We start from the raw sequence: 17883 nt of genomic DNA, 5'->3' as shown, positions 1-17883 counted from the left end.
GAACCTAATTATCCTCAATTATTTTTTTGTAGGAATAATTTATTTCTCTATGAATTTTTTTCTCGCATGACAAACGGTTTTAAATATATTATTTATTTATTTTTATTTTGTTTGATTAGCTGTCAAAACAATCATCGTCAAATTGATTTTTATTACTGGAAACAACAATATCAAATTGATAGTCTAGAACAAGAAACACTACATTTACTCAACACAAAAACCATCTACTTACATTATTTTGATGTGGTTTGGCATAACGGAAAAGCTGTTCCAAAATATAAGGTTGAAATTAAAGAAAAAGTAAATTATGCTGTTGTTCCAACTGTCTATATTGAAAATGATGCCATTGCTAATTTATCTTTCGAGCAAATTGAGTCATTGAGTAAAAACATGGTTCAACTAATTGAAAAAATCAATCAACTGAATAATATCAAAGCAAAAACAATACAAATTGATTGCGATTGGACGGTGAGTACCAAAGCGAAATACTTTAAACTACTTACACTTTTACAAGAAAATTATAAAGTAACAGCTACTATTAGATTACATCAAATAAAATATAAAAATACCACTGGTGTTCCGCCTGTAAAAAAAGCAGTGTTAATGTTGTACAATATGGGCGATGTAAAAAACATCGATGAATACAATTCTATTCTCAATATTAATACTACAAAAAAATATATTGCCTACGCTAAAAAATATCCAATACCATTAGATTATGCATTTCCTATTTTTTCGTGGACAGCTATTTTCAGAAATAATAAATTAATGGCTATAAAAAACAATTTGCGTAAAAGTGATTTTAAAACTAATGACTTAAAAGCACTCAACAATACACTCTATCAAGTGCAAACAAGTCAGTTTTTAGCTGGTTTTTATTTTATGAAAAATGATATTATACGATTTGAACACATCAACAAGAATGACTTAAAAGATTTGTATTTGTTAACGAAAAAGAATTGTAATTACAAAAAATTTGATATAGTTTTATATCACTTAGACAGCCAATCATTAAAACTATTATCGAATGAAACCATACCAACTATTCAGCAGTTTAATTAGCTTTTTTATACTTGTATTATTTCCTATTAATTATTCTGACGCTTGTGCAGATGGAGGTTATAGCGAAATTTATTATTCAATGTTTACACCAGAAATTGCCAACACGCCAAATTTTACACCTTACTTTTTTAGCTACGATTACTATTATGGCAATATAGATAGATATGAAGTTGATGAAGAGAAACACAATCAATTACAAGATGATAATATAAAAGCATGGCAACAATATTTCAATAATCAACTTACCGAAAAACAAGTAAGCGAACTAATGAAAGCAGATGCTAAAGCAACGCAACAATTTTTATCTACTAGCAAAAATAATATCTTAAGTCAGTATCAATTAAAATTTAAAAATGAATTTAAAAGTTTTTACAACTACTGGTACTACGCTCTACAATGCGAAAAAAATGCTTATTTATATACTGGAGAATATAGTTGGGACTTACAATATAAATCACCGAACAATAAAAATATTACTAATTTAATTAATCAATTAAAAATAAAGTACGATAGCGAAAACAATGCATTTTTAAAACAAAGATATGCATATCAAATTTTAAGAATGTATTTCTATAATTTTGATTTCTTAGAAACAATAAAATGGTTTAATAGTTGTAAAGACCTCAATAAAAACAATGGATATATTTTTTATAGAAGTATTCAATATGTTAGTGGAGCTTTGTATCGACTAAAAAAGTATGCTGCAGCCAATTATATGTATAGTGTATTGTTTAAAGAGTATGCTCCTTTACAAAAAGAAGCTATGGCGTACTTTCATCCACAAGAAGAAAGTGATTGGCAAGAAAGTTTAGAATTAGCAAAAAAAGGAAATACCGAAATTGAACTTTGGACAATGCTTGGCTATTACGCAGATCCATTACGAGCAATTGAAGCAATACAACAACTTGATGCAAGTTCTAAATACAGTAAATTATTAGCTACACGATTTATAAATACATTAGAAGTTAATTTATTTGATACAGACACTTATAGAGACACTGAAAAGTACAGCTCAAATAACAAAACTCAACTAAAACAAGCTATAAATACTTTTAAAAATTTTGTTGATTTAGATAAAAGCAATAACAATTTTTGGAACACAGCACTCTCCTATTTGTATTTTTTAGATGAAGACTATCATTTGTCTGAACAGACTGTACAAAAAGTAAATTTAAATAATGCTAATGATGATTTAATTGGTCAGGTAAAAGTGATTGAATTTATTAATAAAGTCTATGCTTGTGAACATATAGATGCTTCTTTTGAAAATAGTATTCTAGATAACTTAAAATACATTATAAATAATAATAGAAATAATTACTATTATTACTACGACAATATTAATAAAACAAATAATGTAAGAACTCATTATGTATATCAATCGTGTATGAAAATATTGAGCGATTTATATGCCAAACAAGGTGAAAACTTAAAAGCAGAATTGTGTTTTAGCAATGATAACTTTATAAATAGCATCAGTAATATTGATGCAATGACTCAGTTTATGCAACAAAATAAAAATCCATTTTATCAAACTTTAATAGAGCAATATCGTTGCGATGTAAATTGTTTAACAGATTTATGGGCAACTCGTTTAGCTCAAGAAGGCAAATTAGATGAAGCCATTGCTAAGTTCAAAGAAATTCCAAACGAAGCACAAACCAAATTATTAGCCAATCCATTTAATGCTTGGGTAAACGATTGTCACGACTGCGATTTTAAAAGAAAACAAACTACAGTTTATACTAAATTGTCTTTTTTAGAAACCATGAAAAAAATGGAAACTACTGCAAAAAATAATCCAACCGAAGCAGCTATTAATTATTTTTTAATGGGAAATGGTTACTACAACATCACGCATTTTGGTAATGCAAGAATGTTTTATAACTATGCAAGTGATTGTATTAGATATAGCAGTTATAGCTTTATTACTAATTGGCAAGATAATGAACCAATTTTTGAAGAATACAGAACCGATTTGAATCAAATACCATACAACTGCGATTTAGCCAAAAAGTACTACAAAAAAGCAATGGACTTAGCTACTGACAAAAATTTAAAAGCTAAATGTTGTTGGATGTTGGCTAAGTGTGAGATGAACGACTACTACGAATCGGATAAGTTTATTGCCAACAAAAATAAAGACATTGATTTTGTAAGTGGCTACTATTATAAGCTTTTCAAACAAAACTACTCAGACACTAAATACTACCAAGAAGTCATTAAATCATGTTCGTATTATAATGCGTATGTGCAGTAATATATCTAATTATTTTTTTATAAACTTATAAAATAAAGTTATACAAAAGTGTCCTACTTGTAATACTAAGCAACAGCTAAATTACTATCAATCTGTTAATATTACACTTCAACCAGAGTTAAAGCAAAAAGTTTTAGATCATCAATTAAATTTACAAAGATGTTCTCATTGTAATAATCAAATAAATGCTTTTACAGTAGAAAATTTATACCCAACGCCACATACATTTACGATGAATAAGCAAAATATTTTTTCTAGAAATGTAAATCCAAACAACAATTTTCATTTGCCTAAAAAATTTGAATTACAAGTTACTCCAATTTATTTTGCACTAGATAAAATTTCGCAAGGAAAAATACATTTGAATAAGCTTATCCACTAGTTATCAATAGTTTATTTACCGTTTTTAGTTTGATATGAACAGCTTTATCAACGAATAATGGCTACTTGTACACAAATTTATATTAATTCTCACATTAATTAACTGATAATCAAAATCATACAATATTCAACCTAAAATTTAATATTAATTCACATACAAAAGTGCATACAAAATTATAGTTTTTGGCTATTAAACTATTACTTTTGAAAGCTATGTCAGAACAAACTACCAATAAAAAAACACGACTTACTAGAACTAAAACCGACGATATTTCTCATTTATTATATGGAAAAATTCCACCACAAGCTCGTGATTTAGAAGAAGCAGTACTTGGTGCTATTTTAATTGAAAAAGATGCTATTAGTTATGTTTCTGATGTATTAAAACCAGAAAGTTTTTATGTTGATGCTCATGCTAAAATATATGAAGCCATTCAAGATTTATTTGGTAAAACACAACCTATCGATTTACTAACGGTTACCGAAGAACTTAGAAAAAAAGGTCAGTTAGAAAATGTTGGTGGTGCGTTTTATTTGAGTGAGTTAACCAATAAAGTAGCTTCTTCTGCCAATGTAGAATATCATGCGAGAATAATTATTCAGAAATTTATTCAAAGAGAATTAATCAGAATTTCTAACGATATTATTAAAGATGCTTATGAAGATACTACCGATGTATTTGATTTATTAGATACTTCTGAAAAAAGAATCTATGAAATTACAGATAAAAACTTAAGAAACTCTACACAAAATATAGGTAAACTCGTATCAAAATCTATCATGCAAATTGAAGATTTAGTTAAACGAGAAGATGGTATTTTGGAAGATTCTGTACCTTCTGGTTTTATTGATTTAGATAAAGAAACTTCTGGCTGGAAAGCTACCGACTTAATTATTATTGCAGCAAGACCAGCAATGGGTAAAACGGCTTTTGTATTGAATTTAGCAAGAAATGCAGCAGTAGATTTTAACAAACCAGTGGCTATATTTTCGTTAGAAATGGGTGCAGTGCAATTAGCTAAAAGATTAATTGCTATGGAAACCGAAATTAACGCTCAAAGTATTTCTAATGGCAAGTTAACTGACGCAGAATTAAAAATGATGAGTCAGAAAGTTGAAAAACTATCGCAAGCACCAATTTATATTAACGACCAACCTGCTATTAATATTTACGAGTTAAGAGCTCAATGTAGACGATTGCAAAATGCAAAAGGCATACAAATGGTCATCATCGATTATTTACAATTGATGAGTGGCATTGGTGATGGAAAAGGCATGAACAGAGAACAGGAAATTTCAAATATTTCTCGTTCATTGAAAAGCTTAGCAAAAGAATTAAACATACCAGTAATTGCTTTATCACAGTTAAATCGTAGTGTAGAAACACGATCTGGTGATAAAAGACCACAATTATCAGACTTAAGAGAATCTGGTTCTATTGAGCAAGATGCAGATATGGTTATGTTTTTATATCGTCCTGAATATTATAATTTAATGACAGATGAAAGTGGACAATCTTTAGCTGGAATTTCGGAAGTCATTATAGCAAAGCATAGAAATGGACCAACAGGAACTGTAAAACTTAGATTTAAAAAAGACTTTGGTCGATTTACAGATGCTGGTGGTTTGTTTGACGAATTAGAAGACTTAGGCAGTTATAAAACCATTCCTTCAAAATTAAATAGCGACAATCCAAATATCAATAACGACGATGATGATGACGCCTTTGATTTATTTTAATAAAATTTTTATTTAATAAATACAATTGTTAAATTTTGTTATTGAATTAAACTTATGCAATAAAGTTGAGTCTAATACATTAAATATTAAATTCAACAATTATGGACAGAAAAAAGTTTTTAAGAAATGGCATATTAGGACTAGGTTCTTTGGTTGCCGTACCTGCAATTATTAGTGCTTGTAACAAAGAAGAAAATAATGGTGCTTGCAGCTTATCTCCTTCCGAAACGGCTGGACCTTTTCCTATAAAAACGCCATCTGAATTGGTATTGCAAAATATTAAAAGTGATAGAAATGGTATTGCGATGACTATAGACTTAACTATTTTAGATCAAAGTAACGACTGCCAACCACTTGCTGGTGTTTTTGTTGATTTATGGCATTGTGATGCTGATGGCAATTATTCTGAATATGGAGGAAATGAATTGCAAACTACAGATTATAGAGATAAAGATTTTTTAAGAGGAAGACAAACTACAGATGCCAATGGACAAATTTCATTTATTAGTATATTTCCTGGTTGGTATCCTGGAAGAGCACCTCATATTCATTTAGAAATTTTAGATAGTAATGAAAATTCTATACGAGTTACACAAATTGCTTTTCCAAAGAGTACCTGTGATACTGTTTATGCTACTAGTAATTACAAAGGAACAGCAGATACTTTAAATAATAATGATAATGTATTTTCGGATAGTGTTGATGGTAATATGGCTGATTCATTAACTGGAAATACTACTGATGGTTATACTTTAACCAAAACTATTGTAGTATAATTTAAAGAAGAAGCATAATAAGATAATAAAAAAGCCATTCTAAAAATAGAATGGCTTTTTATGTACCCAGGGCGGGACTTGAACCCGCACGCCCTCAACAGGCACAGGATTTTAAGTCCTGCGTGTCTACCGATTCCACCACCTGGGCAACTTAAGAGCGAATGACGAGACTCGAACCCGCGACCCTCACCTTGGCAAGGTGATGCTCTACCAACTGAGCTACATTCGCATGATTTAAAAGAACGGAATGCAAAAATACTATCTTTTTTGATTTGGCAAAATGATTTTAAAGAAAAAAAAATTAAATTGCTATTAATTTTCATAACTAACTAGTTATCAAACTGAAAGGAATGAATTAAAATAATTTAATAGTTGAAGACTTTAGCAGTTAACTCTTGCATTGCTTTAATACAATGTTTTTGGACATGGTATAGGTAATTTAGGTGTAATTCTGTCTTTAAATACTTGGTTGCCATACACCAATGATATTTCTAAAGCTCCAACTGATTTATTGGCTCTTATTAATTTAGATGTTTGTACATCGTAAGCAATATTGATGTTGATTTTTTTATAGTAAAACTGTGTTCCTATAATTACAGCATCATTCCATCTATAATGCGTACCTATAGCAATTGCATATTTTTCATTGGCTTGATTATTCTTGCTTTTTTTAGAATATTGTACATATGAACCAAATATATACTCACTAAATAGCTTTTGTTTTTGAATTAGCACATTTGGAAGAATTGAAATATTACCTTTAGTTTTTAAAGCAGCTCCCAGTTGAAGTGTATATCTTTTTTGAATTGGAATGTTGTTGTCTTTATTCCAAGAAACATTATTGGATACTAAATTAAATGCACCAAAACCAATATGTGCATTAATTTTTGATGTAGGTTGCATTGTAAATAATATACCAGATCCAATATTATAATTAAATTTTTTATTAATTAAATTATATTCTGTTAATTCATTAAAATCAAAATTATTAAATCCATTAAAGGCATCTTCTGTAGTAATTTTAGAAAAATCAATACTAGAAAATTGTAAGCTGTTTTGAATACCAAAAGACAGTACAAACTTGTATTGTTTATCTAATACTTGCGAGTAAGCATAATTCAACATAATTACATTCTTGGCAAAACGAATACTTCCTGCAACATCACTATAAAAATGCACACCTAAACCCATAATACTTGTAGGTCGTTTTTGTTTAAACAAAGAAGCATCAATTCCAAAACCAACTGTATTAAAAACATTGTTTAGTGTAGGCGATTGATTTCTATATGTGAGTCCAATTTTTATATCTTCTTCAAATACTCCTGTAAAAGCTGGATTAATTACATTGGGCAATAATCTAAATTGCGAAAAGTGAATATCTTGCGATTGGATATTACAACATAATATCAACAATAAAATACTTATATAATATTTTTTATCGCAACAGAGTAACATCACCAGTTTTTAAAATCTTTTTTCCATTAATACAATAAGCTTCTATATAATACACATAAACTCCAGGTGGCAACAATTCTCCATTATACATTCCATTCCAACCTTTATTAATATCATTCGTTTCAAATAGCAATTTTCCCCAACGGTCAAATATTCTAAAAATAGTTATATAATCAATACTATGACCTAGAATCTTTAATTCATCATTTTGTCCGTTATAATTTGGTGTAAAAGTATTCGGCACAAAAACTACTTTATCGCTACATTCATCATAGACCAATACTTCTACATTTGTTTGTGCTTTACAATTATTACTATCTATGGCTACAACAGTATAAGTAGTCGTTTGGTCTGTAGTTAATGTAGGATTAGCACATGGATTGCAAGATAAATTTTGTGTAGGTAACCAATGAAAATCAACAATATAGTCGGAAGTTGCACTGAGTTGTACTGGCGAACCACTGATAGCATAATATGGTGTTGTTGCTTGAACATTTGGTAATGAAACAACATCTATATTAATTGGAAACTGTTGTGCAGTACATTTTCCATTACTTACTGTTACTTGATACGATTGATTAGACTTAGGATAAACTATTGGGTTACTAATATTTATATTATTTATATCATTAGTTGGCGACCATACAAATTTTGGTAAATTATTGTCTGTTGTATCACCAAAAGCAAACAATTGAATTGAATCGTTGATACATAGCGTAGCATTATCAAATAAAACACTTGCAGGAATAGTATCTATTACTTTAATAAAAATAGAATCTTTAGTAAAACAAAGTGCATTATCGTTATGTGCTTCTACAAAATACCATGAATCAGTATTAGGTTGTGCAATATAAGCTCCATTCTGAAAACTTAAATTTGGTATCCATTGGTAGTGATTAGCACCTTGAATTTTAATTTTAGCTTGTTCTGTTTTACAAATTTTCATTTCATCTGCTAGTGTAATTTTTGGTGTAGCAAATACTTTTATTTGTACAGCATCGTAAGCTATACAATTACTCATGGTTGTAATAGCCAACTTTATGGTATACACTGTTGTATTTTGAGTTGCTACAAAATGATGTTGCATCGCATCATTGGTACTCACCAATTGATTATTGATAAACCATTCTATTTTTTTAATATTAGTATTTCCTAAAATATTGGTTTGGTGTGTAAAATTAATCGTTCCAGTATCACATAAAGACAATGTTAATGCTTGAATATTGGTTTGCAGTTGATTCACAAAAACAGTATCTGACGAAATAATAATTGCTTGGCAACCATTAGCTTCTTCAATAACTACACTAGGCAAATAAGTTCCTGCTGTTTGATAGACATGTTTTATAGTATCATATAAAGCAGTAGATGTATTAGTAATAGAACTGCCATCACCAAAATCCCAATGATTTTTTATGCTAGTTGTTTTTTGTAAAATCATAGTAATAGTATCACCAATACAGACAGCATTTGGAGAACAATGTAAAACACCACTTGGTCCTAGTACTTCAATATAGTTTGATTTAATTACACTATCACTACAATTATATTTATTTTTAACGAATAATTTAACTGTATATTTTCCACCTTGTGTATAAATTGTAGATGGATTTAAATTGATATCGTTACTATAATTATTGTTGCCAAAACTCCATTGTAATTGTTGTATGTTATTGGCTGTTTGATTTCCTAGCAATTGAAAGTTGACTTTTAGTGTTGGACAAGGTGCAAATAATTGATCTGCTACAAAATCAAATATAAAATCTTGTATTTGTATATTATTTTTAGATATAGATTTACTACAACCTAAACTATCTGTAATAGTTAGTGTAACTGTATAATCTCCACTATTGGTATAACTGTGTTTTGGATTATGATTCGTAGCAGTTGTTCCATCACCAAAATTCCATAAATAAGAATAATTATTATTAATATACGAACTTATAAATTGTATAGGCAAATTAGTACAAGTAGTATCTACATCTGTAGTAAAATCTGGATAGAAAGAATTGACTCGAACTGTATCTTTTATAAATGCAGCACAACCAGCTGTATTGGTAACTTTTAATGTATATGTATATAAACCTGTATCTGCGTAAGCATGACTTGGATGTAAAGTATCTATAGAATTTCCATCTCCAAAATTATATAATATTGTATCTAAATTAGAAAAATAACTAATTACAGTATCTTTAAATTCTACTAAGTATGGTTTACAATTACTCAATACTTTAGGTTCTACAATTGTAGATAGTCCATCGCCAATTAAAAAACTATCTTTTACAATTTCTTTTTTACAAGAATCATTATACACTAAAACTAATTTTACATCATATATTTTATTTGGTTGCACTTGATATTCGTAGTCATAACATCGTTTACAAGTATCTGAGCCAATAACCCAATAAAAATTTTGTAACTGAATAAAAAATGCATTTAATAAATTAGACTTTAGTTGTGTCTTAAAAGGAGCACATCCAATATTTTTAGTGGCTATAAGATCTACATTAATAGATTCAAGTACAATACTTCTTATTAATGAATCAGTACAATTTGTAGTTTTGTTATATACAATTTGTTTTATTTTATAATTATCAATATTATTACTAGCATAAGTATATTCAAAAACAAGTGATGGATTAATTAGTTTATCTCCATTACCCATATCATAAACAACTGAGTCTGCACCTGTAGCAGAATTTACTACTTTAATGGTTCTGTCTTTGTTACAAACTGTTTGTGTAAAGAAGTTTGCTTTAGGATATAAAACCATAACATCGTCTATTTTCATAGTATCTGGACAACCTAAATAGCTGCCCACTAATTTTACTGTATAAGTAGTTGGTTGACTTGGAAAATTATATCGATGAAATGTATTATTGCCTACTTCAAAAAATCCATCACCCATTAGCCATTTAAAGTCTATTGGTACATTAGATAAATTTGCTGCTTTTAAAAAAACAGTATCGTGTACGCATACAGTAGTATTAATAATATTGCCTACGAAATTAGATACTTTGTAGCCAACGCTAATTTGTGCTTGTTTGGTAATAATTTCGCAATTATTATATACTACTCTTACACTTAAATTATAAGTACCTTCTTGACTATAAGTATGAAATGGTGCTACTTGCCCAACAACATTTGGCGTGCCATCACCAAAATTCCAAATAATACTATCAAATGCATGAGCACTATTGATGACTACAGAAGGTCTTATTGGCAACCAGTAGCAAGTTGGTTCATTTATATGTATAATATCTACAGATGTAACCACTACATTAACAAAATTTTCCTTTAATAAAGATGCTACACAACCTAAACTATTTTTAACTTCTAAGACAACACTAAAAGAAGCACTGCTTGATGTTTGTTGATAAAAATTATAATTAATTGTTCTAGTGTATAATGTGTCAATTCTAATAGTATCTTTTAAAATATACCATGTATAACTATAATTATTATCTGGAAAAGTTGGTGTAAGCGTAGATGTTTTATTGCAACTCACTGTTTTATTATCAATAGTAAAATCTATAGTTGGATTGTCTTCTACTACAATTTGCTTACTAATAGTATGTGTGCAATTATTATAAGTTGCAGTAAGTGTAACTGTATATGTTCCTACATTATCATACACAACATTGGCTTGTTTTACATTATTAGCTGTTTCTCCGTTACCAAAATCCCAACTTAAATTAGCTAAAACATTATTAGAATTATCTTGAAAATGTATAGTATTCCCTTTACAAATTTTTTGTGGTGAAACAGAGAAATCTGCCAATATACTTTCTAAAATAACAAATTCGTTTTTAACTACAGTATCTTTACATCCATTATTTCCAGTAACCATTAAACCAACATCATATCTTCCACCATTAGTATAATTATGTTGTGGATTTATTTGATTGCTTGAAGTATTATCTCCGAATGTCCAATTTGCAGTTGCTACACCATTACCTCCACTAGTAGTATTTTGAAAAATTACATTAGTTGGTATTACACAGTTTTGATGATTTGGTGAAGAAAAATTGGCTTCTGGTTTATCTAAGACATTAATATAAGCTGTTTTTTGAATCGTACTTTCGCAAGCTCTATTATCGGTTACTTTTAGAAAAACATTTTTAAATCCATCAAAATTATAAATATGTGTATTGTTTTGTTGTTCTGAAGTATTGCCATCGCCAAAATCCCATTGCCAAGCAACAATAGTGCTTCCAGTTGCAGTAGATAAATCGGTAATTGTAGTAGTTAAAGGTTCACAGCCAGTGGTTATATTTGCTGTAAAATTAGCAGTTGGTTTATTATAGACAACAATGGTATCTTTAAATGTACTAGTTAGATTGCCTTTGGTAACAGTAAGCGTTACTATATAATTTCCTGCTTGTGTAAAAGTATAAGTTGGTGTACATATACTACTTGTAGCACCATTGCCAAAATTCCAAGAACAGTTGTCTGGATTTCCTGTTGAAGTATTAAAAAAATCGACTCTATAAGGAACACAACCAGTATCATTTGGTGTAGTTACAAATGCAGCATTAATTTGTGCATAGGAAAACTGAACAAAGCAACAAAGGATAATGAGTAATATATATTTAGGTATTTGCAAAGCAATTAAGTTCTATACAAATATAATTAATATTTTTTAGTTTTTTCGTTGATAATAGATAATACTAACCTGAGTTCGGTTTAAAATTTATTATCAAATACTGTTTATCAATAATTTAGATTTAAACAGATCTTAAAGGAGATACAGCTACGCTGTATTTTATAAATTTTCTATCATTTCTAATAAGGTTGAAGTGCTACGCACTTATTAAGTTACTAAAATATGCAACTACTATAATATAATTTAAGTACTTATAATATTTTAAAAAAATGAACTCAGATTAAATAGCATTCAAAATAGCTTTATTTTTTTGCATTTTTTTACTGACTTCTGCGTTAAAAATAAATTTGAGTATTCTTTTTACTATTTAAGTGCTATGCTAGTATAGCTACGCCATACTTTTTACTTTTTTAGAAAAATTACAACAATACATCTATTAATTAATAATAAATCAATATTTATTTATCTAAAAAATCTAATGCATCTTTAACCTTATTTTTTTGTAGCATAATGTCGAGTACTTCGTTCATGTCTGTTACAAAATGAAACTGCATGCCTTTTATATAACTTTCGTTAATTGCTTCTACATCTTTTTGATTTTGCTCACACAATACAATCTCTTTAATGTTTGCTCTTTTAGCTGCTAGTATTTTTTCTTTAATGCCTCCAACTGGCAACACCTTTCCACGCAAAGTAATTTCGCCTGTTAATGCTGTAAAAGGTTTTAAAGGTCGTTGTGTGTACAAAGAAGCCAAAGCAGAGAGCAAAGCAATTCCAGCAGAAGGTCCATCTTTTTTTATAGCACCTTCTGGAACATGAATATGTAAGTGATAATCTTTAAATGCATTATCTGGTATATTTAAGTCGCTCGCTTTTGATTTTAAATAGGTCAATGCCGTAGTAGCTGATTCTTTCATTACCGTACCTAAATTTCCTGTTAGCGTAATGCCAGCACTACCTTTGGTTACAGCAGATTCTAAAAATAAAATATCGCCGCCCATTGGTGTCCATGCTAAACCAACAGCTACACCAACTGGCAAATCTTTAGTATATAAATCGTTATTATATTTTGGTTTACCTAATATTGCATCTACTTGCTCTATGGTAATATTTTTTTCATAGTCTTCTTCTAGTGCAATACTTTTGGCAATGTTTCGCATTATAGACGCAATAATTCGATCTAATTCTCTAACACCACTTTCATAAGTATATTTTTGAATAATATATTCTAATATTTTATTGCTAATATTAATTTGATTGGCTTTTAAGCCATGTGCACTTCTTTGTTTAGCAATGAGATGTTTTTTTGCAATTTCTACTTTTTCTTCCACGGCATAACCACTAAGTTGTATGATTTCCATTCTATCTCGTAGAGCAATTGGAATATCACCCAAACTATTAGCTGTAGCAATAAACATCACCTTAGATAAATCGAATTCTTGCTCTAAATAATTATCGTAAAAAGAGGCGTTTTGCTCTGGATCTAGTACTTCTAATAAAGCCGCACTTGGATCGCCACGATGGTCTTTACCAACTTTGTCTACTTCATCTAAAATAAAAACAGGATTGGCTGACTGCACTTTTTTCAAAGACTGAATAATACGACCTGGTAATGCTCCAATATAGGTTTTTCTATGACCACGAATTTCGCTTTCATCATGTAATCCACCTAAAGCCATGCGTATATATTTACGATTGATTGCTCGTGCAATACTTTTTCCAAGTGAAGTTTTACCAACTCCTGGAGGACCAACGAAACACAAAATCGGCGATTTCATATCTCCTTTTAGTTTGAGTACTGCCAAGTATTCTAGAATTCTATCTTTAATTTTATCCAGTCCAAAATGGTCTTGGTCTAAATATTTTTTTGCTTGATTTAGGTTAAAGTCGTCATCTGTAAATTCGTTCCAAGGCAACTCTACCATCCAATCTAAATAGTTTAGAATAACAGAATACTCTGCTGCTGCTGGATTAATTCTTTGTAGTTTATTAATTTCTTTGTCGAAGTGTTCGCCAACAGTTTTAGACCATTTTTTTTCTTTAGCTTTTTCCTTTAATCTGTTTATTTCCTCTTGATACATATCTCCGCCTAATTCTTCTTGAATAGCTTTGAGTTGTTGATTGAGAAAATATTGCTTTTGTTGTTGGTCGATGTCTGTTTTTGTTTTAGTATGAATATTGGCTTTAATTTCTTGTACTTGCATTTCGTGTTGCAAATATTTAATCACCAACTGTACTTTATCTGACAATTTTTCTAATTCTAAAACAGCTTGTTTTTCGTTGGCATCTACACTTAAATTAGATGCAATAAAATAGGTTAAAAACTTTAAGCTGTCGATATTATTAATTACAATTTTTCCTTCATTAGGCAATTGTGGTGATAAGTCTATGATTCTTAACGACAATTCTTTCAAAGTTGCCATTAATGCCTTTGCTTCGGTTTCGTCTTCTAAAGGTGTTTCATTTACCAAACTAATTGACGCATTAATATATGGCTCTGTTGATTTAATTTCATTAACCTGCATTTTTTTTACACCTTGAAGAATAACGGTGTTTCCTTCTGGCATTTTAATGAGTTTTATAATTTTTGCAACCGTACCAATATTATGAATATCTTCTAATTCTGGTTCTTCTACATCGTCTTTTTTTTGAGCAACTACGCCTATAAATTTTTTATTTTTATAGGCATATTGTACTGCTTTGCTAGAGCGTTCTCGTCCTACGGAAATAGGAATAATTACACCAGGTAATAATACATTATTTCTTAATGGAAGAATTGGCAGTTCTGTAGGTATTTCTTCATTTTGACTAGCAGAATTTTCATCATCTAAAGAAAAAATAGGTATAGTTTCTATATGGTCTTCTCCAAACATATCGCTAAAAGTTAAATCGTTAAACATCATAAGTTGTCATTTTGACAATAATATACAATATACATTCAAATAGTAGGAAATGCAATTATCATGCTACAATATTAAACAGCAAAAATGACAGTTTGTTGTGTTAACTAATAGAAAGATTTGATAGATATTTTAACTTTCGTTATCTGTTGGATATTCATTAGTTAACGTTAACAATTGCAAGTGTTCAAATAAGTAATTTGTCTTTCCTTGAAGTCTAAAGCCAAATGTTTGGAGATACTTAGCAACATCAGATTGAATAAAATTGAGATAATATTTGCTTTCGTAAATATTTATCAAATACGAAGTACACGAAGCAATGAATTTATTTTGAGGTAAGTCGTATTCAAAAACATAAAGTTTTCCATCTTTTTTTAAGACTCTTTTTATTTCTTTCAATACAGATGTTCTTACTTCTAATGGCATATCATGTAGTCCTAAACTTATTGTAACAATATCAAATTCATTATCTTGAAAACTCATTTCACTTGCATCCATTTGTAGGAAAGTTAGATTGTCTTTTGTAGTTTTCTTTCTAGCAACGGCAAGCATTTTTGATGATAAATCAATACCTATCACTTTTTTTGCTTGCTGACTTAAGAAGATTGCTAAACTTCCAGTTCCAGTGGCTACATCTAATACAGATTTACCAGTTGGGTTTATTGCTTGCATCATTTCTTTTCTAACACCAGATAGAAGTAATTCAAATCCATCATAAATTGGAGCCCATCTTGCGAACAATATATCATTATATTTTTTATAATCTTTCATTTTTTAGATACAATAATTTTGTATTCTATAACATCACAGTAAGAAAACCAAACATCTCAACCTTGAGTAAGTTAATCTCATTAGCTAAATTTACAAAAAGAATATGGATTTAAAATTGGCAACTAAAAATGTACTAAATTAAAATCTTAGTAGTAGATAAATTTTAAATAATTATATTTTATTATAAATTATAATTATTTATATCTCCTAATACCTAGAATAATGTAAAACAATGTTACTTAAGATGCTTGCTTCGTAAACTACTACGCTCAGAGAAATATACATTATAAAGTTTACACTTTTGGTGCAGCGTTTAATATTTCTTCACTGGCTTCGCTAGCATACTTTTTAAAATTCTCATTGAATTTAGTAGCTAACTCTAAAGCTTTTGCATCATATGCTGCTTTGTCTGCCCAAGTGCTTCTTGGATTTAATATTTCAGCTGGTACACCTTCGCAACTTGTAGGAATTTGTAAATTAAAGATTGGTGTAGTATCATAAGCTACTTCATTTAATTTACCATTTAATGCAGCTGAAATTAAAGCTCTAGTATATTTTAAGCTCATTCTTTGTCCAACACCATAAACACCACCAGTTAATCCAGTATTAATTAACCATACATTTGCACCACATGCTTTAAGCTTTTTACCTAGCATTTCTGCATAAGCTGTTGGATGCAATGGTAAAAATGCAGCACCAAAACAAGCAGAAAATGTAGTTTGTGGTTCTTCTACGCCAGCTTCTGTTCCTGCTACTTTAGAAGTATATCCAGAAATGAATAAATACATAGCTTGTGCTTCTGTTAATTTACTAATTGGAGGCAATACACCAAATGCATCGTATGACAAGAAAAATATGTTTTTTGGAATTCCACCTACAGATGGAACTGCAATATTATTGATATGATATATTGGATAAGATACTCTTGTATTTTGTGTGATACTTACATCTTCGTAGTTAACTTTGTTCGTATCTTCATAGAAACCAATATTTTCTAAAATAGCACCTTTAGTAATAGCATGGTAAATATCTGGTTCTTTTTCTTCTGTTAAATCAATACACTTTGCATAACAACCACCTTCAAAATTAAATACACCAGTATCGCTCCAGCCGTGTTCATCATCTCCAATTAATTTTCTATTTGGATCGGCACTAAGTGTAGTTTTTCCTGTTCCAGATAAACCAAAGAACAATGCAGTATCTCCATCTTTACCAATATTAGCAGAACAGTGCATACTCAACACATTTTTTTGATGTGGTAGAATATAGTTCAAAACAGTAAAAATCCCTTTTTTAATTTCGCCAGTATAAGCACTTCCGCCAATTAAAATTACTTTTTTTGTAAAGTTAATGATAGAAAAGTTGTGTTGTCTAGTTCCGTCTACAGCTGGATCTGCCATAAAACTTGGAGCACAAAGAATTAGCCACTCTGGTTCAAAGTTATTCAACTCTTCTTCAGACAATCTTAAAAACATATTATCTGCAAATAAAGAAGCCCAAGGTGTTTCTGTAATTACTCTAATATTTAATTGATAATTTTTATCAGCACAAGCAGCTACATCTCTAACGAAAATTTCTGGTAAGTTATCTAAATAAGCAGTTACTTTATCTTGTAGCTTGTCAAAATTTTCTGGTGAAAACGGTTGATTGATATTGTTCCAATCTACAGAATTAGCTGTTAAATTATCTTCTACACAAAATTTATCTTTCGGCGATCGCCCAGTAAATTCTCCTGTGTTAATACACAGAGCACCAGTATCGTTAAGTGTTCCTAAGTTTAGTTCTAGTGTTTTGTTGATTAATTCATCTCTTGTTACATTCCAATTTAACTTGGTTTTAAGAATGCCAATTTCAGCTAAATCCTTGATGGTCTTGTCGCTCATATTTTAGATTATTTTCAATTTTTCAGTGATTAACAAAAATAGCGAATTTATC

At 29.5% G+C, this 17883-nt stretch carries 10 protein-coding genes and 2 tRNA genes; 5 read left to right on the top strand and 7 right to left on the bottom strand.

Annotated features, from left to right (window positions below; genetic code table 11):
- Nucleotides 1-66 precede the first annotated feature (66 nt).
- From H6553_06475 to H6553_06455, 5 genes are all read left to right on the top strand, one after another.
- The gene (locus H6553_06475) at nucleotides 67-1062 is read left to right on the top strand and encodes a hypothetical protein (protein MCB9033462.1); all 996 of its coding nucleotides are present in this window, start codon (nucleotides 67-69) and stop codon (nucleotides 1060-1062) included.
- On the top strand, nucleotides 1028-3322 hold the full coding sequence (locus H6553_06470) for a hypothetical protein (protein ID MCB9033461.1): 2295 nt from the start codon (nucleotides 1028-1030) through the stop codon (nucleotides 3320-3322). The genes H6553_06475 and H6553_06470 overlap by 35 nt, the downstream gene beginning before the upstream one ends.
- Before the next feature lie 40 nt (nucleotides 3323-3362).
- On the top strand, nucleotides 3363-3704 hold the full coding sequence (locus H6553_06465; protein MCB9033460.1) for a hypothetical protein: 342 nt from the start codon (nucleotides 3363-3365) through the stop codon (nucleotides 3702-3704).
- A 212-nt stretch (nucleotides 3705-3916) separates the two neighbouring features.
- Nucleotides 3917-5443, top strand: a complete 1527-nt coding sequence (gene dnaB / locus H6553_06460) for a replicative DNA helicase (protein ID MCB9033459.1) — start codon at nucleotides 3917-3919, stop codon at nucleotides 5441-5443.
- Between the two features lie 101 nt (nucleotides 5444-5544).
- Nucleotides 5545-6219, top strand: a complete 675-nt coding sequence (locus tag H6553_06455) for an intradiol ring-cleavage dioxygenase (GenBank protein MCB9033458.1) — start codon at nucleotides 5545-5547, stop codon at nucleotides 6217-6219.
- 63 nt (nucleotides 6220-6282) lie between these two features.
- Here H6553_06455 and H6553_06450 read toward each other — a convergent pair.
- The 7 genes from H6553_06450 to pckA form a co-directional block, all read right to left on the bottom strand.
- Nucleotides 6283-6367 (bottom strand) — tRNA-Leu (locus H6553_06450).
- Nucleotides 6368-6375: 8 nt separating this feature from the next.
- A tRNA-Gly gene (locus tag H6553_06445) sits at nucleotides 6376-6448 on the bottom strand.
- Between the two features lie 176 nt (nucleotides 6449-6624).
- A complete protein-coding gene (locus H6553_06440) occupies nucleotides 6625-7677 on the bottom strand; it encodes a PorP/SprF family type IX secretion system membrane protein (protein ID MCB9033457.1) in 1053 nt (350 codons plus the stop codon).
- Nucleotides 7655-12277: a PKD domain-containing protein gene (locus tag H6553_06435; protein ID MCB9033456.1), complete on the bottom strand. Its 4623-nt coding sequence runs from the start codon at nucleotides 12275-12277 to the stop codon at nucleotides 7655-7657. Before H6553_06435 ends, H6553_06440 begins: the two co-directional genes overlap by 23 nt.
- 458 nt (nucleotides 12278-12735) lie before the next feature.
- Nucleotides 12736-15150: an endopeptidase La gene (lon, locus tag H6553_06430; protein ID MCB9033455.1), complete on the bottom strand. Its 2415-nt coding sequence runs from the start codon at nucleotides 15148-15150 to the stop codon at nucleotides 12736-12738.
- A 159-nt stretch (nucleotides 15151-15309) separates the two neighbouring features.
- Nucleotides 15310-15948, bottom strand: a complete 639-nt coding sequence (locus H6553_06425; protein ID MCB9033454.1) for a methyltransferase domain-containing protein — start codon at nucleotides 15946-15948, stop codon at nucleotides 15310-15312.
- 293 nt (nucleotides 15949-16241) lie between these two features.
- Nucleotides 16242-17831: a phosphoenolpyruvate carboxykinase (ATP) gene (gene pckA, locus H6553_06420; protein ID MCB9033453.1), complete on the bottom strand. Its 1590-nt coding sequence runs from the start codon at nucleotides 17829-17831 to the stop codon at nucleotides 16242-16244.
- Nucleotides 17832-17883 lie beyond the last annotated feature (52 nt).

It is taken from the genome of Chitinophagales bacterium, from assembly GCA_020636535.1.
GTDB lineage: Bacteria > Bacteroidota > Bacteroidia > Chitinophagales > JADIYW01 > JADJSS01.
The sequence above is the reverse complement of the archived record's forward strand: the minus strand, read 5'-3'. Positions and strand labels throughout refer to the sequence as shown.

Coding starts and splice junctions, on each gene's coding strand:
- H6553_06425 (MCB9033454.1), bottom strand. CDS start 15,948: ATGAAAGATTATAAAAAATATAATGATATATTGTTCGCAAGATGGGCT.
- H6553_06475 (MCB9033462.1), top strand. CDS start 67: ATGACAAACGGTTTTAAATATATTATTTATTTATTTTTATTTTGTTTG.
- dnaB (MCB9033459.1), top strand. CDS start 3,917: ATGTCAGAACAAACTACCAATAAAAAAACACGACTTACTAGAACTAAA.
- H6553_06455 (MCB9033458.1), top strand. CDS start 5,545: ATGGACAGAAAAAAGTTTTTAAGAAATGGCATATTAGGACTAGGTTCT.
- pckA (MCB9033453.1), bottom strand. CDS start 17,831: ATGAGCGACAAGACCATCAAGGATTTAGCTGAAATTGGCATTCTTAAA.
- H6553_06470 (MCB9033461.1), top strand. CDS start 1,028: ATGAAACCATACCAACTATTCAGCAGTTTAATTAGCTTTTTTATACTT.
- lon (MCB9033455.1), bottom strand. CDS start 15,150: ATGTTTGGAGAAGACCATATAGAAACTATACCTATTTTTTCTTTAGAT.